The organism is Hominimerdicola intestinalis, from assembly GCF_054655215.1.
In genome coordinates this window covers 1-22164 of record NZ_BAAHNZ010000011.1, presented here as the reverse complement: position 1 = coordinate 22164, position 22164 = coordinate 1, and the positions used below count along the sequence as shown (strand labels likewise).

Here is a 22164-nt window from a genome sequence, read left to right as displayed (position 1 = left end):
CTTTCCGACAGCCGAATAAACAGGTATAATGTGTTGCTATCATTATACCATATCCCGCCGCCTAATGCACTACTCGGACGCTAAAAAGCCCGGATTTCCGGGCTTTTTCTGCAAATCCTTTACAATGAGTTTTTCAATCTTTTTATGGATTGTATCGGTTGCCTTTTCACTCGGCAACGCTTGAACAAGATAGGTGATTTTCCCTATTTTGCGTTCGGTTGTAATTGTCTGTTTTTTATCCATTAGAAAAACCTCCTTTTCCTGTATGGATAAACTATATTCGTCAAAAGGCAAAACGGGCGGTTGTTAGCTGCAACCTCACGGGAGTTTCACCCCGGCCCATGCTTATGGGTGCGCCGCGCAATACTTTGAGGGTGTTCAACGCGGGAGTATCATTGTGCCGCCTTGTATGTCGTCGCCCACAAGCTGCTAAACTTGTTTTACGGCGCGGTAGTTCTCGCTCGACTTTTCCCCAACGGGGAAAAGCGGTCATGGCGTACCCGCCGCCCGGCTCGGTACAGACGGAATGTACCCGTTGCCTGTTATGCTGCGCACCAAAGGCCGCTTTCTTTGTCAAGGAACAATAGGCTTTGTCGGCCTGTAACAGTACACCGTTTCCGATGTGCTGTTACGGAACGACAAATAGCCCATAACGGGAAGCGTGGAAAGGGGACACGCTCCCCGCATGGGCTAAAAGATTATCCTACATGAAAAGCAAGGGTGCGGGTAATAAGGCGCACTTGCAGCCTGTTACGCATTTCCTCGTCCACATAGGAATAGGTATTGCCCGCGTCGTCTTTCAGCGTGCGGGTACAAAGTTTCGCTATGTAACCCTCGTAATGCTTCAAGATCGCGCACATGGCGGTTGTGTCGCCGTTTGCCGCTGCGGAAATGACAGGGAACGGCAACAGATTTTCAGATTTCCTAACGGTATTCATCATCTGCTTTTCCCTCCAAATACTGTTTGATTTTCGCAAGCGCGGATTTCCTGTGCCGGAAAACCGTCGTGCGTACAACATTCAGCAGTTCAGCAATTTCCGCGTCGCTCATGTCCAAGAAGTAGGACAAAAGGATAATGTCGCGTTTCCTTTCGGGCAAAGCGTTAAGGGCTTCGGCAAGCAGTTCATTTTTGACGAGTACATCAAAGCCGGACACTTGAAAACGGAAATAATCGCTTTTGTATTCGTCCGTTGTGAAAAGCTGCGCGAGTTCGCTTTCGCTCAAATCCGAAAAAGGTACTTCGCGTGCTGCGCGTTTCGCAAGAGTGCGGCGGTGGCTTTTCGCTTCGCCAACCAAAGTTTTCTTTGCTAATGCGTCGTACTGATGTTGTATTCTTTCCTTGTCGGAAGAAGATAGCTCCATAGAGTTCACCTCCTTCCCGCGTGGAGTAGAGGACGGGAGTTAAGGGCTTGTCCTCTCTGCCCCTTTCGCTCCGTACCCGTTCGGGAGATGGCTCTTGAGTGCGTTTTTCAGAAAAAAGTTGAAAAAAGCAAAATGCGCCCGTCCGCAAGACGCGGACGAGCGCAAAGGAAATGTAAGAAGTATTTAGATGTATTGACAGTTCATACTCATAGCCGGAATATCCCGCTTGCGGAGCATAGCTTTTTTTGACCGCAAAGCATTAGGCGGGTTACAGTAAATAAAAATGGACACGGCGATACCTCCCCGATACCGCCGTATCCTTAAAAAAGGGCGACTTTAATACACTACCCGCAATCCATTCTATAATAGGGAACAGCGGCTTTTGCGCAATATTAAATAAAAAAGCCGATAACACATAGGTTTTTTGACCTAATGCGTTATCGGCTCTGCGTCTATGCGTCTGGCACTTTTAATCATTTTTTTTTGAATTTATTATATGTGTTAGCTAACTGTCCACAAGCCGCGTTAATCTCTCTGCCATGAGAAACTCTCATAGTAACTTCAAGTCCTGCTTGCTCTAATTGATGTTTGAATGCAACTATTTCCCGTTTCTGTGGTGCTTTAATTCTTGAATTGCTTGTTGGGTTGTATTGTAACACGTTAATCATAACTTTTTTGCCCCGAAACCATTTTGCAAGTTGTCTTACATCTGAGGGCCGGTCATTTATACCCGGTAAAAGCAAATACGCAAAGACAATTTTGCGATTATGCCTTTCAGAATAGGATAAGGCTTGCTTAACAACATCTTCAATAGCATATATGCGCATGTGAGGAATAATACGATTTCTTGCAGATTGTGTTGCTGCGTGTAAAGATATTGTCAACTGAATTTTAAGATGTTCCTCGCGCAATTTTTTTAATTGATCGACCGGACCAACTGTTGATATGGTAATGCCGTCGGTTGGAAAGTTGAGCCCATATCTATCTCGGAGAATATGGATTGCTTTTATCAAGTTGTCATAATTGAATAAAGGCTCTCCCATACCCATAAAAACGATACGGTTTACTTTTCGACGCAACAATATAATCTGTTGTACGATTTCTGACGATGTTAGATTACGAACAAAGCCATTTCGCCCGGACTCACAAAAAATACAACCAACAGGACAACCGACTTGTGTGCTCACGCAAACAGTTCCACCATCTCGCCGCTTGATAAAAACCGTTTCAATGTATTTGTTGTCTTTCAGTTCGTAAACATACTTTTCAGTATCACTGCTTTTGCAAATATTTTTTACCAACATTGATAGATTTTTTTTGCGTGGTAATTGCTTATATAATTCTTCATATAAGGCTTTTGCTTCATTCTCGCCAATAACTTCCGACATTTCTTTGTAAGTAAATCCGTATGGATCATTCCGTACTTCCGCAGGCGTATATTTAGGTAAACGTTTCATTTTTATATCCTTTCTTCTAAATAATAAAAGTTTGTTTTTCTGTATTTTTGATTACAATCTCTAATTTTTCTACATCAATGATATGCGTCAATTTGCATTTAGGGCAGAAAAGAGGAAAATCTTTTAATACAGTATTATGAAATACTTGAACTCTCGTCTTTCCGTTACAAATCGGACATTTTATCCAATATTTTTTAAGCATTATATTTCACTCGTCCTTTTTACACAAAAAAATGCAGGTCAATCCTCAACATGAGCATTGACCTGCATTTATAATGCACAGAGCAGTACAACAAAACTAAGGCATAGCTTGCACTATGTCTATACTATATCTATACGTCGTTAGTTTTTTGTATAGCATCCGCAAAATAAGCATGACAAAAAAGCCCATGTTGAAAATGGGAAAATCCTTTTTTTCAATGCTTATCTAATACGCATGCTATGCAACATAAACGCCGCCTCCTTTTACATAAATTTTATTTTATCAGAAAATCAGTCTACTGTCAATACACAACAGGAAGTATTTAACCTAATGATATGAATTGTGTGGACATATCCAAAAAGAAAGGTGAACTGTAAAATGTAACAGGGTGAATGAAAATGGCAAAAAGACCCGTACCATTGTACGACTTTAAGGCTTTCGGGGCAGCTATAAAAGCCGCGAGAAATGAATACGGCGAGAGCCGCAAAAAGGTAAGCGACGAGTTATATATTTCCCCGCGCTACCTTGCGAATATCGAGAACAAGGGACAACAGCCGAGTTTACAGGTATTCTATGACCTTGTAACCCGGTATCATATTTCGGTAGATCAATTTTTCTTCCCGAACAGCAATGCGGAGAAATCCACCGGGCGGCGGCAGCTTGACGCGCTGCTGGACGGTATGAGCGATAAAGGCATACGGATTGTAACCGCAACGGCAAGGGAGATAACAGAAGTCGAACAAGCAGAGGACTAACCTCACAATATGGGAAGCAGGAGATTGCAGCGCATAGGGGCTGCAATCTTTTTTTGCGCCAAATTAGAAAGAGAGTGCAACAAACGCTGCCTTTGAAACGGGATAAGGAGTAGATAGCAAGCACAGCAAACGAGTACCCGTTTGCGAAAAGTGCTTGTTGGGATAATCCCAAACCCTTATACCGAAAGGCGGTGCGGAAATGGAAAACCGAAAGAGAAATATACAGATGAAGTTTTACGTTACGGAAGAAGAAAAGCGGCTGATCGACGAGAAGATGAAGCAGCTTCCCATAAAGCAGTATGGGGCATACTTCCGTAAAATGGCGATAGACGGGTATATTCTTGTCGTTGACCGAAGCGACACAAAAGCATATATCCGGGAACTGCAAGCGGTGAGCCGGAACATCAACCAGATTGCAAAACGCGCCAATGCGACGGGGACGGTTTACAGGCAGGATATAGAGGACATTAAAAAGGCGGTGGACGAGATATGGCGGTTACAAAGACGCACCCTATTAAATCAACCTTAAAGGCTGCGATAGACTATATCTTAAATCCCGAAAAGACAGACGGGAAGCTGCTTGCGTCCTCTTTCGGCTGCGGGCTGGAAACCGCCGATATTGAGTTTGCATGGACGCGGGAAGCTGCCGGAGATCGCGGCACACATTTAGGGCGGCACTTGATACAATCCTTTGCGGTGGGAGAAACCACACCGGAAGAAGCGCACAAAATCGGCATGGAACTTGCCGGGGCGGTATTAGGCGGCAAGTATGAGTTTGTTTTGACAACTCACGTCGATAAAGACCATCTGCATAATCACTTGATTTTCAACGCGGTTAGCTTCGTTGACTACAAAAAGTACCATTCCAACAAGCAAAGCTATCACTTTATCCGGCGCACCAGCGACAGGATATGTAAAGAGCATGGGCTATCCGTCGTCGTACCGGGACAGGACAAGGGAAAAAGCTATGCAGAATACACCGCCGAAAAGCAAGGGACAAGCTACAAAGCAAAGCTGAAAACGGCGATAGATACTCTCATTCCCCAAGTGAAAGATTTTGACGAACTGCTGCGCCGCTTGCAGGAAATGGGGTATGAAATCAAACAGGGCAAATACATTTCCTTTCGCGCTGCCGGACAGGAACGGTTTACCCGCACAAAGACGCTCGGCGCGGCCTATACGGAAGAAGCGATAAAGGAGCGTATCAAGGGCGTGTATGTTGCCAAAACAAAAACGCTGCGGGAAGATAAGAAAATCCGGCTTGTCGTCGATCTTGAAAACAGTATCAAAGCCCAACAGTCGGCGGGCTATGAACGGTGGGCAAAAATCCATAATCTGAAACAGGCTGCTAAAAGCATGAACTTCCTAACCGAAAACAAGATTGAGTATTATAGCGAACTTGAAAGCAAGATAGCCGATATTATGACCGCCCATGACGCGGCGGCAAGGGCGGTTAAGGACGTAGAGCAGCGTATGTCTGATTTGTCGCTGCTTATCAAGCACACGACCACATACCGACAATTAAAACCGATTTACGAGGAATACAAGAAGTCGCGGGACAAGGAAAAGTATCTGCGGGGGCATGAAAGCGAAATTATCCTGTTTGAAGCTGCGGCAAGGGCATTAAAGGAAATGCAGATAAAGAAGCTGCCCGATCTCGCCGCGCTGCGCAAGGAGTATAGCAGCTTAAACGACAGAAAAAGCAAATTGTATGAGGATTACCGCCAAGCGAAAAAGCAAATGCAAGAATACGGCATTGTCAAAAAGAACGTCGATAGTATTCTTTACCCGTCCCAAAGCAGGGCGCGGGAGCAGGAGCGATAAGGCGCAAAACATGGGGTGGCAAGTGGAACGTTAAGGGCTGAAAACGCCTGTGTTTCTGCGGCTTCCAGCGCGGGGAAACAGCATAGACGATAAAGTATATTCAAACCCGCAAAAACGGCTTTCTAATTGTCCACGCAAGGACAAAAAAAGAACAGGGGCGCGGTGCCGGAAATCGGCAACCGCGCCCCTGTTTTCTATGGGCTATTCCTCGTCGGTCAAGATAAACTCCCTTTCGGAAAACTCGCTGTCCGTCATGGCTTGCAGCTTGTTCACCGCTGCGGCGGCAAGCTGGCGCATATCCTCGTCCATGTAGGGCATGGCGGCAAGGATATTTTCAAGCGTTGTTTCCCGGCTGTCCTCGGCGTAGATCGCAACAATGTTTTCTTCCTCAATGGTAAAGCGGGTATTCATGCTATCAAACCTCCAAATCCTTTTTATGCTCTTTCTGTTTATCTTTCGGCTGCTGCGCCGCCTGTTTCTTGTATTCGTCCAGCTTCTTCAAAATGGACGGTTTTTTCTGCGGCTGTTCCCGTTTCTCGGCTTTTACCGCTTTTGCAAGGTCGGTAACGGAAATCGCTTCCCCCGCCTTTGCCCGCTGCTCAAAATCTGCAACGGTGGGCGTTTGCGGCGTATTGTTGATAAGCCCGTCAAAATTGTTGTCGTTCTGCTCTATGGTGTCCTCGACGTGCTTTAAGGGATTATCCCGCTGCGGCTGCTCGGCGGCTATGGCATAAGCCTGTGTGCCATTCCCCATAATGAGATACTTCCCGTCCTCCGACGCATGGTGAAAACCAAATCCCGCCGCTTCGATCTGTTCACGGCTCATATCGGTAATATGAAAATTGCCCCTCGGCGTTCTGACGGTTTCACCCGTCAAAAGGCTGTCGGGGGTCGCTTCCGGCTGCTGCTTTTCAAGCTGCCCGTCCTTGTAGGAATATCCTTGCGCCGCGATTGCTTCAAGGGTCTTGCCCGTAACGTCGCCATAAATCCGCTTGTCTGCGTCAACCAGCATTTGCAAAGTGTCTTGTACGGTGTCGGACAAGGCTTGCTGCTGTTCGGGCGGCAGCTTGTCAAATACGGGGGTCTGCTGCTCCTGCAAAAACTCCGGCACTTGCTGAAAACCGATACTGTCTACATAGTGGGCGGTGTCCTCGTCGTTCTGATGAAGCACAACAATGTCGGAAACGGAAAGGCTATGCCCCTTGAAATCGGCGGGGTGGTCGATATTAAACCTTTCCCAAATGTCGCCCAGCGTCATATCCTTTGTAAGCGGTGCAGTATAGACGAGTTCATAATTTACCCGGTCAATGGTAAGTCCAGCCGCTTGCAGACGGTCATAAGGCTCAAAGCGCAAGTCCCTTGTTTCGTCCCCGCGCTTTAACTGATAAATGGAAAAGGTATCGCCCTGCTCCTGCTCGGCTTGCCGCTGCTGCTGCAACTCGGTAAAATGCCCCTCAATCTCGGTAATGAGTTCCTTTGCGGTGGTCTGTATTGTTTCAAGGGACGCTTTTAACTCGGTCATTTCCTTGCCGCTGCTCCAACCAGCCACATAGCCGAAAGAGTAATCGGAAGTATCAAGGCCGAAATGCTGGCAAACCGTATAAGCGACGCTTTCCGCTTCTACCTCGCAGGTATGGCGGTCAACGCGGTTTTGCTGCTCCGGCGGGGCGTTTAAGTCTACGTCGTGCAGCTTCGCATGGGCGATTTCGTGAATGGCGGTCTTTACCGCCTGTAATTCACTCACGCCCTCTTTGATTGCAATACGCTTGTCGGTCAAACTGAAATACCCATTTGCGCCGTTTGTGATCTGCTCAAATGCAATCGGGACGGGGGACGCTTTTTCAAGGGCGGCGAAAAAATCCTCGTACTGCTCCACATCGGCAAGCAGCGGTTTAACGGAAAGGTCGGGAAACTCCTTGCCCTCGGTCTGCGAAATATCAAAGACGGTTATAACCTTAAAGGCGGGGACGGTGATTTCCTTTTCTTCCTTTACCACTTTTCCCTCGCGGTCAAGCATGGGCTTTCTCGTTTCGGGGTCGATTTTATCAACCAGCTTTTTCACCTTGTAGGGCGCGGGGGCAAAGATTTTAATGCCTTTCTCGCCTTTCTTTACATGGCGGTCAAACTCTTTCTGCCATTGTGAATAGCCCTTTACCAAATTGCCGCCCTGCATGGCAATTAGGATAGTGTTATTCAAGCTGTAATCGTGAAACTTCGACATGGCAGTAAGAAACTCTTTGTAGCGGTCGCTGTCAAAAATCGCCTGTACGCCCTGTTCCAAACGCGCGGTGATCTCCTTTACCTTTTCGGCGGGCTTTTCGGAAGTAAGGATAATGGGGACGACGGGGCGGGGCTGCTGCGGCTCTGCGGCCTGTGCGTCTGCTTGCTGCGTTTCGGCTGCGTCCATATAGGCTTTGTCCTGTTCGCCGCGCTCCGGCTGCGGGTAACTCATAATGCGGTATTCTTCCGGCACTTCGCGCCCCTCAAACTGCCGTTCCCACTCGTCGCCGCTTTCCACGATATAGCCGTACTCGGTAAACGCGCCTTTTTCCTGCGCGGCAGCGTTCCTGCCAAAAGTAGAAAGGTCAATGCCGCCTTTCCATTCTTCGGGCATTTGTACCATGCCGGATTGATTTAAGTAATAGTCGCCCAAATCGTGGTAGTTATGTACTTCGGGGATATGGACGTAGAAATCCACGTTGTAGGTGAAGTCAATTACCTGTCCAATATTTGCAAGCCCGTTTTTCTGCTGCAAGGCTGCGTTCAGCTTGCCAACCTCGGCGGGGTCAAGCTGTTCGAGCCGCGCCGCAAGAAAATTGAGTTCGTCCACGTCGGCGGCGCATACCATTTCATAAGGCAAGGCAATATGTTTCTCCGGGTCGTCGGAATAGCCGCGAATGGAAAAATCCTGCGGGTTGTCGGCGGTAATGCCGACGTTCCGCATAGCTTCGTGCAACTGCTCCTTTGTGGCGGGCATATCCAGCCAATAGCCGCCGGGGTCGCCCGCGTCAAAGCGGCTGCGGTTGCCTATCATAATAGAAAACTGTTCGCTCATGTGTTCACGCTCCTTTTCCTGCCCGGTATTTTCGGGGATAGCTGCCGCCTGTTGCTGCTGCGGGGGTTCTTCGCCCTCTATGGTGTAGTCCGGCATGAGCATACCGTTTACTTTGAAATAGTCGGCGTACTCCTGCGGGATAGGCGGGGAGATTTCCGTAAACAGACGGTCATACGCTTTGATACGCCCATTCAGATACTTTTCCATAGCTGCCTTGTCGGTGAAAACCTTTCTATCTTGTCCGGCAATCTTCGCTTGGGTTCTGCTTGGGCTGTTGGTGCGCACGCTCCATGTAAGCGTCCATGAATACGGGATAGATTTCTGCGCTTCTTTGTCGTAGCGGGTATTCTCGTAAATGTAGTAATTCATCTGATATACCCGGTTGCTGCGAATATGGCGGTTATGCTCGGTGGTCTGCCACTCGTTAGCGGTGTGCTGGACGTGCGGCGTTCTCACATATTCAAGTGTTTTATCCAGCAAAAGCGTTCTTCCCGCCTGTTCTTCCCATGCGGCGGCGCGTTCTTTAAGGTCGTCAAAAATCGCCTGTTCTGCCGCCGCGCTTTCGCTGCGCATGGAAAGTAGCTGCGCAATCGGCAAGGAAGCATAAGGGGCAATCTCCCTGTCCTTTGCTTCAAAATATATCCGGCGTTCTATCCGCATGGTTTCGGCGGTTTCCAATTTGTCATGGTCGTATGAGGAATACGGCATATTCTTTCATCACGTCCTTTCTCGGTCATATAAGGGTTTGGGACTATCCCAACAAGCAAAATGCCCGCGCTCTCTATGGGAAGCGCGGGCATTTCTCGCAAACGGGTACTCGTTTGCTGTGCTTGCTATGTAGTTGTTTTTATCCGTAAACGCCTGTTTCTCTCGCTTTGGGCTTTCTGTCTGCGGCGTATCTTTGCCGCGCAATCGGGGCAGTATTTCGCCCGGTTGCTGCCCGCCGCAAACGTGCTGCCGCATACCGCGCAACGCTTCAAATCGGTTTCCCCGCTGCGGGTGATCTGTTCGCAAAGCTGCCTGTCGGCGGGTAATACCGCTTCGCGGAAATAGCGGCATAGCAGCGAATAGCTGATACTCTGCACACAAACGCAAGTTTCCCCGTCGTCCAGCAGCAGACAATTCCCGCAATCGTTGTTTGCACAAGCGGCGCGGGTCATTTTCTTTACGGCGCGGTATTGCTTTTCATCAAGCCTTATCATTTTCGGTTCTGCTCGACGCGGAAGTTTACATACTTGCCGCCTGTGTCGGCAAGCAGCACAACTCCGTCAAAGGTCTTTCCCGTCTTGGTCGAGTACATACCTTTGATTTTTACCTTTCCGTCTTTCAAAAGGGCGGCGGCAATCGCCTTTGTGAAAGCCTTTTTGCGCTGCTCAAAAAAGCGGTCATTCTTCCACATCACAAAGCTGCAAGCCCTGTCGGAGCAGTAAAAGTTTTTCTTGCCCTCGTAAACCGCCGCGCCGCAACGGGGGCAAGTGCCGATTGCTTCCCGCTGCGGGGTAAACAGCTTCGCTTTATCCTCGGAAATCGCGGAATAGGTCTTGACAAGCCCCGCTGTCATTTCCTCAATGCTGCGCATGAAATCGTCCGGGCTGTCGCTGCCTTTGGCAATCCCGGTAAGGCGGGTTTCCCATTCTGCCGTAAGCTGCGGGGACGTAAGGACTTCGGGCAGGATAGCGGCAAGGTTATACCCGTCCTTTGTGGGGATTAGCTTTTTGCCCTTGCGCTCGGCAAAGCCCGCGCTAATGAGTTTTTCAATGATACCCGCCCGCGTTGCGGTAGTGCCTAACCCTTTGCGCTCTGCGTCCTCCGGCGTTTCTTCCTTGCCCGCGTTCTCCATAGCGGACAGAAGCGTATCTTCGGTAAATGCCTTTGGGGGCTGCGTGTAACGCTCGGAGATCTCCGCTGCCGGATTGTCAAAGGTCTGCCCCTCGGCAAGCGGCGGCAAAACGGTTTCCGGCTCTGCGTCCTCGTCCTGTTCCTCGGACGCGGCGCGGGACAGCTTTTCAATCTCACGCCACCCCTCGCAAAGCGTCGTCTTTCCCTTTGCGGTAAAGGTATAACCGCCGCAAGAGATAACCGCCGTAACCGCTTCATATTCATAGGGCGCGGCTGCGGCGCAAAGCAGCTTCGCGCATACAAGGGTCATAAGTTTTGTTTCGCTGTCGGTAAGGGAAGAAAAGCCCGTTTTCAAAAACTCGGCTGTCGGCAAAATAGCGTGGTGGTCGGTTACTTTGCTGTTGTCGCAAACCCTTGTAAGGTCTGCTTGCAGCTTCACGTCCCGCATAAAGGGAAGCAGCGAACAAAGCCCGGTAATGAGTTCCTTTGTGCTGCGCTGCATATCGGAAGTGATATATTTGCTGTCGGTGCGGGGATAGGTCAAAAGCCGCTTTTCGTAGAGGGCTTGCGCATAATCAAGGGTCTGTTTCGCCGTAAACCCGTACAGGCGGTTGGCTTCGCGCTGCAACGCGGTAAGGTCAAACAGCTTCGGCGGTGCAACGGTCTTTTTCTCTTTTTTGAGGGAAGTACAAACGGCTTGCGATTTCTCGCAAGCCGCTTTCATCTGCTGCGCCGCCGCTTCTTCGTTCAGCCTTTCGGACAAAGCCGAAACACCGCCCGCGTCCAGACGGACAACATGATATTTTTCTTTCTTAAAGCTGCTGATCGCATAGTCGCGGTTTACCAGCATGGTAAGGGTGGGCGTCTGCACTCTGCCGACATTCAGCGTTTTGTGATAGAGGATAGAGAAAAGGCGGGTCGCGTTAATCCCGACAAGCCAATCTGCCTTTGCTCTGCAAAGCGCGGATTGATAGAGGTTGTCATAGCTGCGCCCGTCTTTGAGGTTTGAAAAGCCCTCGCGGATTGCGCTTTCTTCCATGCTGCTAATCCAAAGGCGGGAAAAGGGCTTTTGGCAATTTACCTGTTCGTAGACAAATCGAAAAATGAGTTCTCCCTCGCGCCCGCTGTCGCACGCATTGACAATCTCGGAAACGTCGCTGCGCTGCATAAGGTCTTTGAGTACGGAAAACTGCTGCTCCTTGCCGCTGGCAACGGTAAACTGCCAATCCTGCGGGACAATGGGGAGATCGTCATACTTCCATTTTCGGTACTGCTCGTTGTAGGTTGCCGCGTCTGCAAGGCTAATCAAATGCCCGATACACCACGACACAAGGTAGCCGCTGCCCTCAAAATATCCGCTGCGCTTTTCATTCGCGCCAATAACGGCGGCAATCGCCGCCCCGACGCTCGGTTTCTCTGCAATTACAAGTTTCATACTTCCTCGTCCTCCTGCTCGGTTTCTAATTCTTCCTCGTCGTCCTCGTCAAAATCGAGATCGTCAAGGTTGCTGCTGCCTTTTGCCGCGTCCTTTTTGGGCTTCATAATCTTAAAGTAATAGAACGCGCCGCCGCTTACTGCGGCAAGAAGCAGCACGACAAGCAGAATAGCACCGCCCATGCCGCCGCCTTTATCTTCCTCCGGCTCCGGCTGCTCGGTTTCTTCCGGCTCCGGCTCGGCTTCCTTGCCCGCGCACTCGCTCATATTGACGCTGCAAACGGGGCAATCGGTGTTGACGCTTCCGGCAACGCATTTTTCAGTACAGCTACAAGCGGGGGCTTCGGTCTGTTCGTCCTCCATAAGCTGCAAAAGGTCTTTTTCATCAACTTGATTGAGGAAATGGACGGTGTTTTCTCCGTCCTCGGCGCGGTCAATGATGATGTAAAAATAGTTTCCGTTTTTCGTAACGACGGTAATAAACTGCTTATCGCCGGACGCTTCGCCCGTTATGTCGTCCACAAGGCTCATGTTGCCCTCCGGCGTTAAAGGCTGCGGCTCATAGCCGCCCGTCGTTTCTTCCGGCTCGGTTTCGGTTACGGGGGTAGGCGGCTCGTCGCTCACGTCACCGCCGCCCGCAAAAGCGGTAACAGAAAAGCCGCCCATGAGTACAAGGGCGGCAAGCAAAGCGGTAACGCTGCGGAACAGTTTTTTATGCTTCATCTTCGGTTTCCTCCTGTTCGTCGGTATAGTCTGCGTCCGGCTGCGGCAAAGCAATTTCGCCGCTGGCGTAAGCGGAGAGGAACGCGGCAAGCTGCGCCCCGTCAAGGTGTACCGCTTTCACCATTTGAACGATCTGCGCATTTTCTTCCTCGATTTTCTGCGCTTCAAGGTCTTTCAGTCTTTTTTGGTATTCAAGGATTTTCGCCCTCGTTTTCTCAATATCCCGTTCGATACGGTCAAGTTTCGTGTTTGCCATAGAAATAAACTCCTTTCAAAGTCAGTTGTAATGTAGCCGCCCATAGGCGTAAAAATGGGATTGCCAATAGCTTGTATCAAGTTTTGCGTATTGTATCGGGTCGCCACAATGCAGCATGACGGGGCTTCCGTCCCCGTCCTCGCCAACGTAGATACCCACATGAGATACGCCCGGTGTGTCGTATGTACCCGTAAAGAAAACCAAATCCCCCGGCTGCGGGTTGGAAACGCGGGTTGAAATGTTGTAAAGCCCCTGTGCCCCAAGTCTGCCCGTATTGTATAGGCCGCTGTTCGTCAGCACATAGCTAACAAAACCGCTGCAATCAAAAGAGGTTTCCGGGCTGCTGCCGCCCCACACATAAGGAAAACCGACATACTTTTCCGCTTCCTCAATGAGCCGCGCAAACTGTTCATCTTCCAGATAGGCGGGCGGGATTTCATAATCCGCTGGCGGGTTTTCATAGTATTTTGAAATATAGCCGGATTGCGGGAAAAGGTCGGGTCTGTTCCCAAGCGACGACATATACATAGCGTACATGGATAGCTGTTCCTCGCCCATAATGTAAACGGGAACATGGGAGAGGTTGAAGTTTTCCAAATCCACATTGAGAATGTAATAGTTATAGGCTACTTCAACGTCGTATTCGTTGCCCTCGCTGTCCGTCCGCGTTTCGGTGCGGTAGCGTACCTCGACTTCCTCCGTAACCGTCAAGATATACTGTTTATCAAAGAGCATTTCAAGGGTGCTTTGCGCTTCATCGAGAGTAAACACGCCCTCATGCCAAGCGGAGAGGATAGAGATTAGCACATACGGGTCATGCTCGATCTCGTCAGCCGTTACCCGGTATTCGTCATAGCCGGGGTATTCGCTTTCGATATTATCCAGCATATCCTGTAACTCGGCTTCCATAGCGACATACGCGCTTTCTGCGCCTGTAATATCCGCGTCCTCGGAGAGATAGGACGACGCAATCAAGCCGCTGCCGCTGTTGCCGCCGAACAGGGAACAAGAGGACAAGCCGCCGAAAAACAGAAGCACAATAAAGGCAATCCCGCCCACAATCAAACAGCCTTTCCAATGTCGGACGACAAAGAACGTCGCCCGTTTGGTTTCCTGCGCCGTTTTCTTTGCCGCCTTTGCGGTGGCTTCGGCGGTCTTTTTCACCTTGCCGCCTGTTTTCAACGCCTTTGCATACTGCTTTTTAATGCGCTGCTTTTGCCAAAAACGGGAAATCGGGTTGGAGTGCGCAAGGGCGGGGTTATCATGCAGCGCCTTTTGATAGAGGAAATCGGCGTTTGCCTTTGCTGCCTTTTTCTCGGCTGCTGCCGCTGCCCGGTAGGGTTTCAGCTTATGGCTGCGTATGCCGCGTTTTACTGCCCGCGTCGTCATGCCGCCCGCTTTCTCGCCCACAAGTTCTATCCTGTGTCCGCTTTCCACACCGACGTTTTCTTTCTCCACCTCATAGATTTTTCCATGTACGGCGGCGTCCAATTCCTGCGCCGGACGGGATAACGGGTTATGACGCAATTTGCCGTTTGGGGGCTTATCCGTCTTTTCAAAAGCAAGGCGCGTCTTTGCTTTGCCTTTGGCTTCGTCAAAAACGCGCTCTTTTGTGATTTTGGTCTGTTTGGGGATAGCTGCCCGCGCTTTGTCTAAACGGTCAGCCGCCGTATCGGATTTTTTGATTGCCTTTTGCAGGTCCGGCGTTGCCCGTTCCGCTTCGGAAAACTGCAAGCGGGAAGAATGGGTTTTAGGCTGCGCCGCGTCAAGGGCTTTTTTCTCCGCGCCTTTTGCTGCGTGTCGCTCAATCTCTGCGCCGATATGCTGCACAACCTTTTCCGCTGCCGCGCCTGCGGGGGCTGAATAGTTTTCCTCCTGCGGCCTTTCGCTGATACTGGACGTTTCGCCCGTCGTGAGGTTTTCCGCAACCGCACCGTCGCGGGTCATTTTCTGCGTTACCTTGTCCGGGGCTTTCCATTCCTTGCTCATGGGCTTTCACCTCCAATCCGCTGTTTCGCAAGGTTACAGTATTCGGGGTTGATCTCAATACCAATATAGCGGCGGTCAAGGCTTTTTGCCGCCGCTGCGGTGGTTCCGCTGCCTAAAAACGGGTCAAGGACAATCCCGCCGACGGGACAGCCCGCCAAAATGCACGTTTCCGCAAGTTTCGGCGGGAAAGCTGCGAAATGCCCGCCGCGATAGGAAGCTGTGTTGATCTGCCAAACGTTGCGGCGGCTGCGGACGGGGCATATCAACTCATCGGCGTATGCGCCCTTTTCGCGGGGGCGGTTGATTTTCTGCGGTTGGTTTTGCCCCGGAACAGTAACGTTATACTTGTTTCCTTTGCTAACTCCGCTTTTCAGCCGACCCGCCGTTGTGAGGGCTATCGGCTCGGCTACCGCTTGCCAATCGTAGTAATATTTCTTCGACTTGGTAAGCAGAAACACATATTCATAGCAGCGCGTCGGTCTGTCCCGCGTGCTTTCCGGCATGGCGTTTCCCTTGTGCCAAATGATAGAACTGCGCAAATACCAACCGTCGCCCCGCAAGGCAAGGGCTACAAGCCACGGAATACCGATTAGGTCTTTCGGCTTGCAGCCGGGGGCGCGGTGGTTTACCGCCACTTGCTGCCCGTTCCTGCCTTTGGGATATTTCGGGTCTTGGTGGTCGGCTTTGCTGCCTGTGCCGCAATAAGTGTCCGCGATATTCAGCCAACAAGTACCCTCCGGCGTAAGCACCCGCTTTACCTCATGGAAAACCGCTGTAATGCGGGAAACATATTCCTCCGGCGTTGCTTCCCGTCCGATCTGCCCGTCTGTGCCGTAATCGCGCAAAGCATAGTAGGGCGGGGACGTTACGCAACAATCCATACAGTTATCCGGCAAGGTTTGAAGCACCTGCAAGCTGTCGCCGCAATAGATTTTATCCGTTTCTATCTTCATGCTGACACCTCGCCGGGCTTGGTCGTCATCACGCGGTAGAGTTCCGTATCTTTTGGGAAACGGTCAATAAAGGGCAAAATCACGTTGCCATAGAAGATAAGTCCCTCGCCCGCTTCGGAATGGGTTACATAGGTCATTTGCTGCTGTGAAATGTTAAGCTGCTTGGCAAGGATTTCCCGGTCGCCCTGGGCTTGGTTGAGCATATACACAAAATCACTGTTTTCAAAGATGTTCTCCACCTCGCGGGACGACAACAAATCTTTCACGTTTTGGGTGATACCTGTCGGAATACCGCCCCACTTCCTAAAACGCTTCCAAATCTCGACGCTGTATGCTGCGGTCTGTTCCTCTTTGAGCAGCAAATGAAACTCGTCGATGTAATACCGCGTCGCCTTGCCCTCGCTGCGGTTTACCGTTACTCTGTTCCATACTTGGTCTTGGACGATAAGCATACCGACTTTTTTAAGCTGCGTACCGAGTTCCTTAATATCAAAGCAGACAAGGCGGTTATGAATGTCAACGTTTGTCCTGTGGTTAAAAATGTTCAAGCTGCCGTTTACATAGAGTTCCAATGCCGCCGCGATACGCTGCGCTTCCTTTTCCGGCTGCTTCTTGATCTCGTCGTAGAGGTCGCCCAAAATCGGCATATTTTCGGGCTTCGGGTCGGCAAGGTAGTTGCGGTACACGCTGATAACAGCGCGGTCAATCAAGGTCTTTTCGACAGCTTCCAGCCCGTTTTTACCTCCCATAATCAACTCACAAAAGGAAAGGATAAAATCGCTCTTTAAGGCTATGGGCGTGTCGCCCTCGCTGTAATTGAGGTTAATATCCATAGGGTTAATGTACTGCGTGCTGTTCTGCGAAACCTTGATAACCTGTCCTTTCAAACGTCCGACAAGGGGGTAATATTCGGCTTCGGGGTCGCAAATGATAATGTCGTCGGACGTGATAAGAAAAGCGTTTGTGATTTCACGTTTTGCAGAAAAACTTTTGCCGCTGCCCGGTGTGCCGAGTATCAAGCCGTTGGGGTTTTTCAGCTTCTTTCGGTCGCACAAAATCATGTTGTTGGAAAGGGCATTTAAGCCGTAATACAATGCTTCGCCGCTTTGGAACAGCTCTTGCACCGTAAAGGGAACGAAAACGGCGGTGCTGCTGGTCGTCAAGCCGCGCTGGATATGGATAAGGTTTTCCCCCAACGGGATAGAGGACATAAGCCCCTGTTCCTGCCGGTAGTCAAGGCGGGTCAAAATGCAGTTGTATTTCTGTGCGATTGCCGCCGCCCCGAACACTTCGTTATCCAATTTCTGCTTGGTATCTGCAAGGTTTAAGACAAGCAGCGTAAGCAGAAACATTCTTTCGTTGCGGCTCTGCAAATCGCGGAGTAGGTTTTTTGCTTCCCCGCCGTAGGTGGCAAGGTCGGACGGAATAATATCCATGTCATAACCGCTGCGGATTGCTTTCTTTTGTTCTTCAATCTTCATGCGGTCAAGGTCGGTGATCTTGCGCTTAATCGTCTTGATTGCTTCGTTGTGGTCGATACTCTGAATGTGCAGATTGACGATAATCCCGTTTTCCGCGTCCATGAAGTCAGCAAGCATACGGTCGGAAAGTTCCGGCGCGACGATCTGCAAAAAGGAAACCGCACCAAACTTGCCGCCCATTTGAAACATTCGCCCGTCGCCAAATCGGAAAGAGGACGGGGCGATAAAGTCTTTGACGGAAAGACCGCTTGCGGGTAGCCATTCCCACGCAAAGTTAAAGCGTTCCCCATCCGGGTGGAAAATCCCATGCAGCACTTCAAGACGCTGTTTCCCGTCCAATACCCGCGCCGCCGCGCCGATCACCTTAAAATGGTTGAGGGTGTCCGTTTCAATGCGGGCAAGACGCGCCCGCGCCGATCTGATGTCCTTTGCTTCAACGGTAAAGGTAAGAAACTTGGTCTTGATAAGCCCGTTGTTTCCGCGTTCAAGCTGCGTCCTAAGCATTTCGGTGTATTCTGCTCTGATACTGTCGAAATCGTCATTCTGCGGCGCAATCGTGATACTGTTCTTGAAATCGTCCTTGTTCGCATGGCGGCTGATTAGGGAAAGCTGCACGTTGATAGAAGCGTCGAACGAGTTATACATATCGCAAAGGGCTTCAAAAATGGCGGTTTTGTCGTCCGGCTGCGCAAGCTGATAATTTATATCCTCAAACTCAATGCACTTGGAATACCGCCCGTTTGCAAGGCGGCAAATCCCGTCCTTATACATTCGCTCAAACGGTATGCTGTCCTGCGCCGTATGGGGCTTCCCGTCGCCCTTTGCCTGTCGGATAAGGGTATCTATCTGTTTTCTTTCCTGTCGGGAAAGTTTACGCTTTTCGTTTTGGGTGTTTTTCTTTTCCTTTGACAATCGCCCGTACCTCCTTATCTAATTGCTCTTGCCGCGCAAGGGCGGCATAAAAATTGTTGGTCTGATAAGGTCGCTCTTTGGGGCGAAGAAACTTCACTTCCACAAATTGCCGAATAATCACTTCCAGCGGTTGCCCGTTTTTCTCGTACATGGCAAGCAAAAACATAGGCAGCATGGCAAGCACCATGCACAATGCCGCTGCGCTCGTTCCAACGCTGCCTTTTACCAAAAAGAACAGCGGCAGTCCGATTGCTACCGCCGCGCTGAAACAAATTAGCTGTCGTTTGGTAAGGTTGAACATTACCTTGCTTTTGATTTTTGTTAAGTCCTTTGGGACGGTTACATACGCCATTTCAAACCTCCTTTCTGCCCGGAATGTAATCTTCAAAGCGGGGAACAGCATAGAAAAGCCGCTTGTTGTTTACCCACCGTTGCAAATGGCGGGTAACAGGCGGGGCGGTTGGACGCTCGTAAATCATCACATACGGGTCAAAGCCCATAGCCCGCAAGGTGTTCACGCGGTATAAATCCTGTTCGTGAGTGCTGCCGTAGTTGGTAAGAACATACACGCGCCGCTGGCGGCTGCTCTTAATAGCTGTCAAATCCAAAAAACGTTGGAAATACCCGGTCAAGTCCTCGTCGGGATTATCCCATGCAAAATGTACCGCTTTTATCCGTACCCGATTTAACAGGCTGACATTATCCCTGTTCACAAGGCGAATATCCAGCCCTTGCGAAAAATCCACCCATGCGCGGCTTCGTATAAGCTGCTCAATGAGATTTTCATGGTCGGGACAGGCAAGCAGATTAGCGTCCATGATTTTTATTTCCGGCTGCCATTTCCAAAACTCGGACAAATCCGCAACCTTAACGCTTTTGCGTCCCTCTTTACCGCTGACAATGCAAAACCCGCAATTTCTCGGACAACCCCGGCTTAAAAAGCCGTAAGCAATCCCGAAAAACTGCGGGTAGATTGAATAATCCGGGTAACTGTGTTCCACTTCCGGCGGCAAGCGGTTTTTCGTGTCGTAGCCCGTACCGCCGAAAATGACCTGTTCCGCGTTGGTAACGGTTATCGTGTCTTTGGAATAGGTGTCCGTAAAGACGCGGCTTTTATATACAAGGTCGTACCGCTCCTTTGTGTTCCACCATTCCACCGTATGCCCCTTTGCTTTATGATACGCGGATAGCTTCATCAAGCAGAGGTTGGGGAAATTATGGCTGTCAACGTCGATTAAGCCGATTTTCAAATCATAACTCACCCCCTTAATGTGCCGAAAAGACGCTCTTTGCAAGGCTCCCTGTTTTGAAAAGGGTAAAGCACAAGAGGACGGTATAGCCCATGCAAGCCCAGATCGCGCCGGATATGTCGTCGGTCGCTGCGATTGTCTGTATCAACACCGCATAAATGCCGACACACACCAAAATCAAAAACGCTTGAAAACCAAGCGCAAGCAAAGATTTTAAGTAATTCTGTCCCATGCTGCCCCATTCGTGATTTACCATTGTTGCCATCGGGATAGGGGCAACGCTCGTTACAAGATATATTTCAATCATGCGCCCATACACCACAAGCATAATGCAGATTGACAGGGCTTTCATGGTAAGCCCTACAAAGAGGGATTGAAACCATAACCCCAAAAGACCGCCCACGCTCATAGCGTCGAGTTTTGCTTCAATGTCGGTAATGACAGTGGTAACGTCTATGCTTGTATCGGATATGATAACCCCCGCGCTCTGATTGACGACGCTCTGCGTAACGTCAAAAACTCCCATGACGATATTCCAAGTATTTGTTACCAGCAGCACCGCAACAAAGGTTTTGAAAATCCATTTGAAAAAAATCCAAGTGTCGAGATCGTGCAGATTGTTTTTTTCAATTACAAGCTGGATTAGTTCATAACACATGACAAAGGTAATGATAACGCCCGCAATCGGTACAATGACGTTTTCCGAAAGGCTGCGTATCATGTTGAATATGCCCGCGTTCCACCCGGCGGGGGTCGTGCCGACTTGCGTTGCAATTTCTCCAACCTCTGTATTTACGCTGTCAAACAAGCCGGAGAGGTTCGATAAAATCCCGTCTGTCAAAATGCCGCGAAACCAATCTTCAATCATCTGCCATATCAAAAGTTAATCCCTCCTTTCCCGCGCCCTCCCGTTTCCGAGAGGGCGCGGCGGGTGGTATTTGTTTTAGGCATTATCCAAAAAGTTTGGAAAGAAGCGGAACAAGGGTGCCGCCGATCAACGCGACGCCACCGCCCGCCATAAGCTGCTTCATGCCCTGGCTCTTTGCGCCCGGATTGTCGTTGCCGTAACCCTCCATGAGGTTGATAGCCCCCCAAATGCCAAGACCTGCGCCAAGCGCGATAACCAAAGTCTGCAATACACCAACTGCGCTGTTAAAGAAATCCATATAAACCTCGCTTTCTGCCGCTTTGCGGCTCAAAAAATGTTGTTGAAAATGAAAATGCCGCCGTTATTCCTCGGCGGCTGCGTCCTCGTCGGACAAATCTATTTCGTATATGTCAAAGGCTTCATCGGGCTTTACTATTGCCGGGCGGGTAGACATATACCGTTCCACATCAAAAGCGTTTTTCTTGTCGAAGTCGGAAAGGTATTTGTAGTTCGGGTGTTTCGTTATATCGTATTTGTCGCTTAAAAAGGGACGTACACCGCGTAGCTGCAAAATACATTTCCCACCGTCCATAACTGCTATTTCGTCCTGTGTCATCAACTCCTTTCCTAATTTTTGATAAGTAAGTCCATGAGAAACCTGCGTGCCGCGATTTTCGGAAGTGTTGAAACTGTCAATTGTTTCCCGTCCCAAGTTATCCGAAATATCCTTTGCATTTTTCCCACGTCCTCCCAAAAACAAGGTGCTGTCGGCATTATCAAGTATGATTTCTGCCGCGTCCTTGTAAATGGCTTTTAGCTGGCTCTGCGATTGCAGAATGATAGAAGCGGACATTTCCCGGCTGCGGATTGTGGCAATCAGTTTATCAAATCGGGGTATCTGTCCGATGTTCGCAAACTCGTCAAGCAAAAAGCGGACGTGAACAGGCAATTTGCCGTTATATTCGTCGTCCGCTTTGTCGCAAAGCAAATTGAAAAGCTGCGATTGCAGCATAGCGATAACAAAATTAAACGTGCTGTCCGTATCGCTCATTATGAGGAAAAGTGCGCTCTTTCTGTCGCCTAACGTGTCAAGTTCTAATTCGTCGTAGGACATGAGATCGCGCAATTCCTTAATATCAAAAGGCGCAAGCCTCGCACCGCAAGAAATGAGGATTGATTTTGCTGTTTTGCCCGAAACGAGTTGTCAAGGACTTTTTAATCAAATTCACAAAAAAGCCACAAAAAAAGTGCCAGAAGCACTTCCATGCTCCTGACACTCAGGTGGGTGAGGTTACTTGCGTCTGCTTAACAGTTCATCGCAAAGATACGCATATTCCGGCAACTGGTCGATATAGGGTTTCCAGCGCCGCTTAATCTCGGCCAGTTCCAGCGGGTCGGCTTCTTCTATCGCGTGGTCGTTGCCTGTCATATACAGAACATCCATCGCAACATCATCCAGGCACTCGTGACAGAGATCGGCGGCAGACTCTATCCTCCTTCCGGTATCAACATAAAGCGGGTTTAGGCCAATCGCCAGCCAGACAAAGCCCACTTTATCAGACCATAGCAGTTCAAAATTAGTGCTTTGTTGAAGATGCTCGGCGAACACCTTTCGTACCCGTTCAATCTCAGTTTTCTCTTTTTCTGTGTACAGCATTTTCATGTCCTCCTTGGCTAAAAGTTTTGGTGTGTACCATCATCAGTTTAACACAAGGCGGCTGGCTTTATCAGCCGGTCACATCTGCTGTATCTCGTTTTTGAGCATACGCTTGATTTTATCGCTCATGGTTTCAGTGCTGGTATC

22 protein-coding genes and 2 pseudogenes are annotated in these 22164 nt (G+C 49.7%); 3 read left to right on the top strand and 21 right to left on the bottom strand.

Annotated elements, in window-relative coordinates; all coding sequences use genetic code 11:
* Positions 1-69: 69 nt before the first annotated feature.
* The 5 genes from ACYQ0H_RS09865 to ACYQ0H_RS09845 all read right to left on the bottom strand — a co-directional run bounded on the left by ACYQ0H_RS09865 (position 70) and on the right by ACYQ0H_RS09845 (position 3021).
* Positions 70-243: a transposon-encoded TnpW family protein gene (locus ACYQ0H_RS09865; RefSeq protein ID WP_002604472.1), complete on the bottom strand. Its 174-nt coding sequence runs from the start codon at positions 241-243 to the stop codon at positions 70-72.
* A gap of 455 nt (positions 244-698) precedes the next feature.
* Positions 699-941, bottom strand: a complete 243-nt coding sequence (locus ACYQ0H_RS09860; protein ID WP_002604473.1) for a helix-turn-helix domain-containing protein — start codon at positions 939-941, stop codon at positions 699-701.
* Positions 925-1362: a sigma-70 family RNA polymerase sigma factor gene (locus tag ACYQ0H_RS09855; protein WP_003502131.1), complete on the bottom strand. Its 438-nt coding sequence runs from the start codon at positions 1360-1362 to the stop codon at positions 925-927. The genes ACYQ0H_RS09860 and ACYQ0H_RS09855 overlap by 17 nt, the downstream gene beginning before the upstream one ends.
* Before the next feature lie 473 nt (positions 1363-1835).
* The gene (gene rlmN, locus ACYQ0H_RS09850) at positions 1836-2819 is read right to left on the bottom strand and encodes a 23S rRNA (adenine(2503)-C(2))-methyltransferase RlmN (protein ID WP_002584956.1); all 984 of its coding nucleotides are present in this window, start codon (positions 2817-2819) and stop codon (positions 1836-1838) included.
* Between the two features lie 16 nt (positions 2820-2835).
* Positions 2836-3021, bottom strand: a complete 186-nt coding sequence (locus ACYQ0H_RS09845) for a cysteine-rich KTR domain-containing protein (protein ID WP_003431289.1) — start codon at positions 3019-3021, stop codon at positions 2836-2838.
* A 398-nt stretch (positions 3022-3419) separates the two neighbouring features.
* On the opposite strand from ACYQ0H_RS09845, the gene ACYQ0H_RS09840 reads away from it, so the two are divergent.
* The 3 genes from ACYQ0H_RS09840 (at position 3420) to ACYQ0H_RS09830 (ending at position 5600) form a co-directional block, all read left to right on the top strand.
* Positions 3420-3776 (top strand): helix-turn-helix transcriptional regulator, encoded by a 357-nt coding sequence (locus ACYQ0H_RS09840; protein WP_044942672.1) that lies wholly within the window; start codon positions 3420-3422, stop codon positions 3774-3776.
* Positions 3777-3975: 199 nt separating this feature from the next.
* On the top strand, positions 3976-4305 hold the full coding sequence (locus ACYQ0H_RS09835; protein ID WP_002584958.1) for a plasmid mobilization protein: 330 nt from the start codon (positions 3976-3978) through the stop codon (positions 4303-4305).
* Complete coding sequence (locus tag ACYQ0H_RS09830; RefSeq protein WP_044942473.1) at positions 4266-5600, top strand: relaxase/mobilization nuclease domain-containing protein; 1335 nt, start codon at positions 4266-4268, stop codon at positions 5598-5600. Before ACYQ0H_RS09835 ends, ACYQ0H_RS09830 begins: the two co-directional genes overlap by 40 nt.
* Before the next feature lie 201 nt (positions 5601-5801).
* Here ACYQ0H_RS09830 and ACYQ0H_RS09825 read toward each other — a convergent pair whose 3' ends face one another.
* From ACYQ0H_RS09825 to ACYQ0H_RS09750, 16 genes and pseudogenes are all read right to left on the bottom strand, one after another.
* Positions 5802-6011: a transposon-transfer assisting family protein gene (locus ACYQ0H_RS09825; RefSeq protein WP_002584960.1), complete on the bottom strand. Its 210-nt coding sequence runs from the start codon at positions 6009-6011 to the stop codon at positions 5802-5804.
* A 4-nt stretch (positions 6012-6015) separates the two neighbouring features.
* Complete coding sequence (locus ACYQ0H_RS09820) at positions 6016-9363, bottom strand: YodL domain-containing protein (RefSeq protein WP_058118381.1); 3348 nt, start codon at positions 9361-9363, stop codon at positions 6016-6018.
* Between the two features lie 125 nt (positions 9364-9488).
* Positions 9489-9857, bottom strand: a complete 369-nt coding sequence (locus ACYQ0H_RS09815) for a cysteine-rich VLP domain-containing protein (protein ID WP_002584962.1) — start codon at positions 9855-9857, stop codon at positions 9489-9491.
* On the bottom strand, positions 9854-11929 hold the full coding sequence (locus ACYQ0H_RS09810; RefSeq protein ID WP_044942468.1) for a type IA DNA topoisomerase: 2076 nt from the start codon (positions 11927-11929) through the stop codon (positions 9854-9856). Before ACYQ0H_RS09810 ends, ACYQ0H_RS09815 begins: the two co-directional genes overlap by 4 nt.
* Positions 11926-12651 carry a DUF4366 domain-containing protein gene (locus ACYQ0H_RS09805; RefSeq protein ID WP_044942466.1) on the bottom strand — a complete coding sequence of 242 codons (726 nt, stop codon included), beginning with the start codon at positions 12649-12651 and terminating at the stop codon, positions 11926-11928. The genes ACYQ0H_RS09810 and ACYQ0H_RS09805 overlap by 4 nt, the downstream gene beginning before the upstream one ends.
* Positions 12641-12907 (bottom strand): DUF4315 family protein, encoded by a 267-nt coding sequence (locus tag ACYQ0H_RS09800; RefSeq protein ID WP_003508256.1) that lies wholly within the window; start codon positions 12905-12907, stop codon positions 12641-12643. The genes ACYQ0H_RS09805 and ACYQ0H_RS09800 overlap by 11 nt, the downstream gene beginning before the upstream one ends.
* 21 nt (positions 12908-12928) lie before the next feature.
* On the bottom strand, positions 12929-14896 hold the full coding sequence (locus tag ACYQ0H_RS09795) for a C40 family peptidase (protein ID WP_459812668.1): 1968 nt from the start codon (positions 14894-14896) through the stop codon (positions 12929-12931).
* On the bottom strand, positions 14893-15849 hold the full coding sequence (locus ACYQ0H_RS09790) for a DNA-methyltransferase (protein WP_459812667.1): 957 nt from the start codon (positions 15847-15849) through the stop codon (positions 14893-14895). Before ACYQ0H_RS09790 ends, ACYQ0H_RS09795 begins: the two co-directional genes overlap by 4 nt.
* Positions 15846-18242 carry a VirB4-like conjugal transfer ATPase, CD1110 family gene (locus tag ACYQ0H_RS09785; protein WP_272121286.1) on the bottom strand — a complete coding sequence of 799 codons (2397 nt, stop codon included), beginning with the start codon at positions 18240-18242 and terminating at the stop codon, positions 15846-15848. Before ACYQ0H_RS09785 ends, ACYQ0H_RS09790 begins: the two co-directional genes overlap by 4 nt.
* Positions 18202-18594, bottom strand: coding sequence for a PrgI family protein (locus ACYQ0H_RS09780; protein ID WP_006774460.1), 393 nt, complete (start codon positions 18592-18594; stop codon positions 18202-18204). The genes ACYQ0H_RS09785 and ACYQ0H_RS09780 overlap by 41 nt, the downstream gene beginning before the upstream one ends.
* A gap of 1 nt (position 18595) precedes the next feature.
* The gene (locus tag ACYQ0H_RS09775; protein WP_162612832.1) at positions 18596-19504 is read right to left on the bottom strand and encodes a radical SAM protein; all 909 of its coding nucleotides are present in this window, start codon (positions 19502-19504) and stop codon (positions 18596-18598) included.
* Positions 19505-19508: 4 nt separating this feature from the next.
* On the bottom strand, positions 19509-20372 hold the full coding sequence (locus ACYQ0H_RS09770) for a VirB6/TrbL-like conjugal transfer protein, CD1112 family (RefSeq protein WP_007860210.1): 864 nt from the start codon (positions 20370-20372) through the stop codon (positions 19509-19511).
* Positions 20373-20442: 70 nt separating this feature from the next.
* The gene (locus ACYQ0H_RS09765; RefSeq protein ID WP_003508243.1) at positions 20443-20658 is read right to left on the bottom strand and encodes a Maff2 family mobile element protein; all 216 of its coding nucleotides are present in this window, start codon (positions 20656-20658) and stop codon (positions 20443-20445) included.
* Between the two features lie 63 nt (positions 20659-20721).
* Positions 20722-21564, bottom strand: a pseudogene (locus ACYQ0H_RS09760) (VirD4-like conjugal transfer protein, CD1115 family); the annotation flags it as partial.
* An 87-nt stretch (positions 21565-21651) separates the two neighbouring features.
* Positions 21652-22017 carry a hypothetical protein gene (locus ACYQ0H_RS09755; protein WP_002596498.1) on the bottom strand — a complete coding sequence of 122 codons (366 nt, stop codon included), beginning with the start codon at positions 22015-22017 and terminating at the stop codon, positions 21652-21654.
* 78 nt (positions 22018-22095) lie between these two features.
* Positions 22096-22164: pseudogene (locus ACYQ0H_RS09750) on the bottom strand (transposon-encoded TnpW family protein); the annotation flags it as partial.

Excerpts from the sequence above, each read along its gene's own strand:
- ACYQ0H_RS09865 (WP_002604472.1), bottom strand. The coding sequence starts at position 243 with ATGGATAAAAAACAGACAATTACAACCGAACGCAAAATAGGGAAAATC.
- ACYQ0H_RS09860 (WP_002604473.1), bottom strand. The coding sequence starts at position 941 with ATGATGAATACCGTTAGGAAATCTGAAAATCTGTTGCCGTTCCCTGTC.
- ACYQ0H_RS09855 (WP_003502131.1), bottom strand. The coding sequence starts at position 1,362 with ATGGAGCTATCTTCTTCCGACAAGGAAAGAATACAACATCAGTACGAC.
- rlmN (WP_002584956.1), bottom strand. The coding sequence starts at position 2,819 with ATGAAACGTTTACCTAAATATACGCCTGCGGAAGTACGGAATGATCCA.
- ACYQ0H_RS09845 (WP_003431289.1), bottom strand. The coding sequence starts at position 3,021 with ATGCTTAAAAAATATTGGATAAAATGTCCGATTTGTAACGGAAAGACG.
- ACYQ0H_RS09840 (WP_044942672.1), top strand. The coding sequence starts at position 3,420 with ATGGCAAAAAGACCCGTACCATTGTACGACTTTAAGGCTTTCGGGGCA.
- ACYQ0H_RS09835 (WP_002584958.1), top strand. The coding sequence starts at position 3,976 with ATGGAAAACCGAAAGAGAAATATACAGATGAAGTTTTACGTTACGGAA.
- ACYQ0H_RS09830 (WP_044942473.1), top strand. The coding sequence starts at position 4,266 with ATGGCGGTTACAAAGACGCACCCTATTAAATCAACCTTAAAGGCTGCG.
- ACYQ0H_RS09825 (WP_002584960.1), bottom strand. The coding sequence starts at position 6,011 with ATGAATACCCGCTTTACCATTGAGGAAGAAAACATTGTTGCGATCTAC.
- ACYQ0H_RS09820 (WP_058118381.1), bottom strand. The coding sequence starts at position 9,363 with ATGCCGTATTCCTCATACGACCATGACAAATTGGAAACCGCCGAAACC.
- ACYQ0H_RS09815 (WP_002584962.1), bottom strand. The coding sequence starts at position 9,857 with ATGATAAGGCTTGATGAAAAGCAATACCGCGCCGTAAAGAAAATGACC.
- ACYQ0H_RS09810 (WP_044942468.1), bottom strand. The coding sequence starts at position 11,929 with ATGAAACTTGTAATTGCAGAGAAACCGAGCGTCGGGGCGGCGATTGCC.
- ACYQ0H_RS09805 (WP_044942466.1), bottom strand. The coding sequence starts at position 12,651 with ATGAAGCATAAAAAACTGTTCCGCAGCGTTACCGCTTTGCTTGCCGCC.
- ACYQ0H_RS09800 (WP_003508256.1), bottom strand. The coding sequence starts at position 12,907 with ATGGCAAACACGAAACTTGACCGTATCGAACGGGATATTGAGAAAACG.
- ACYQ0H_RS09795 (WP_459812668.1), bottom strand. The coding sequence starts at position 14,896 with ATGAGCAAGGAATGGAAAGCCCCGGACAAGGTAACGCAGAAAATGACC.
- ACYQ0H_RS09790 (WP_459812667.1), bottom strand. The coding sequence starts at position 15,849 with ATGAAGATAGAAACGGATAAAATCTATTGCGGCGACAGCTTGCAGGTG.
- ACYQ0H_RS09780 (WP_006774460.1), bottom strand. The coding sequence starts at position 18,594 with ATGGCGTATGTAACCGTCCCAAAGGACTTAACAAAAATCAAAAGCAAG.
- ACYQ0H_RS09765 (WP_003508243.1), bottom strand. The coding sequence starts at position 20,658 with ATGGATTTCTTTAACAGCGCAGTTGGTGTATTGCAGACTTTGGTTATC.
- ACYQ0H_RS09755 (WP_002596498.1), bottom strand. The coding sequence starts at position 22,017 with ATGCTGTACACAGAAAAAGAGAAAACTGAGATTGAACGGGTACGAAAG.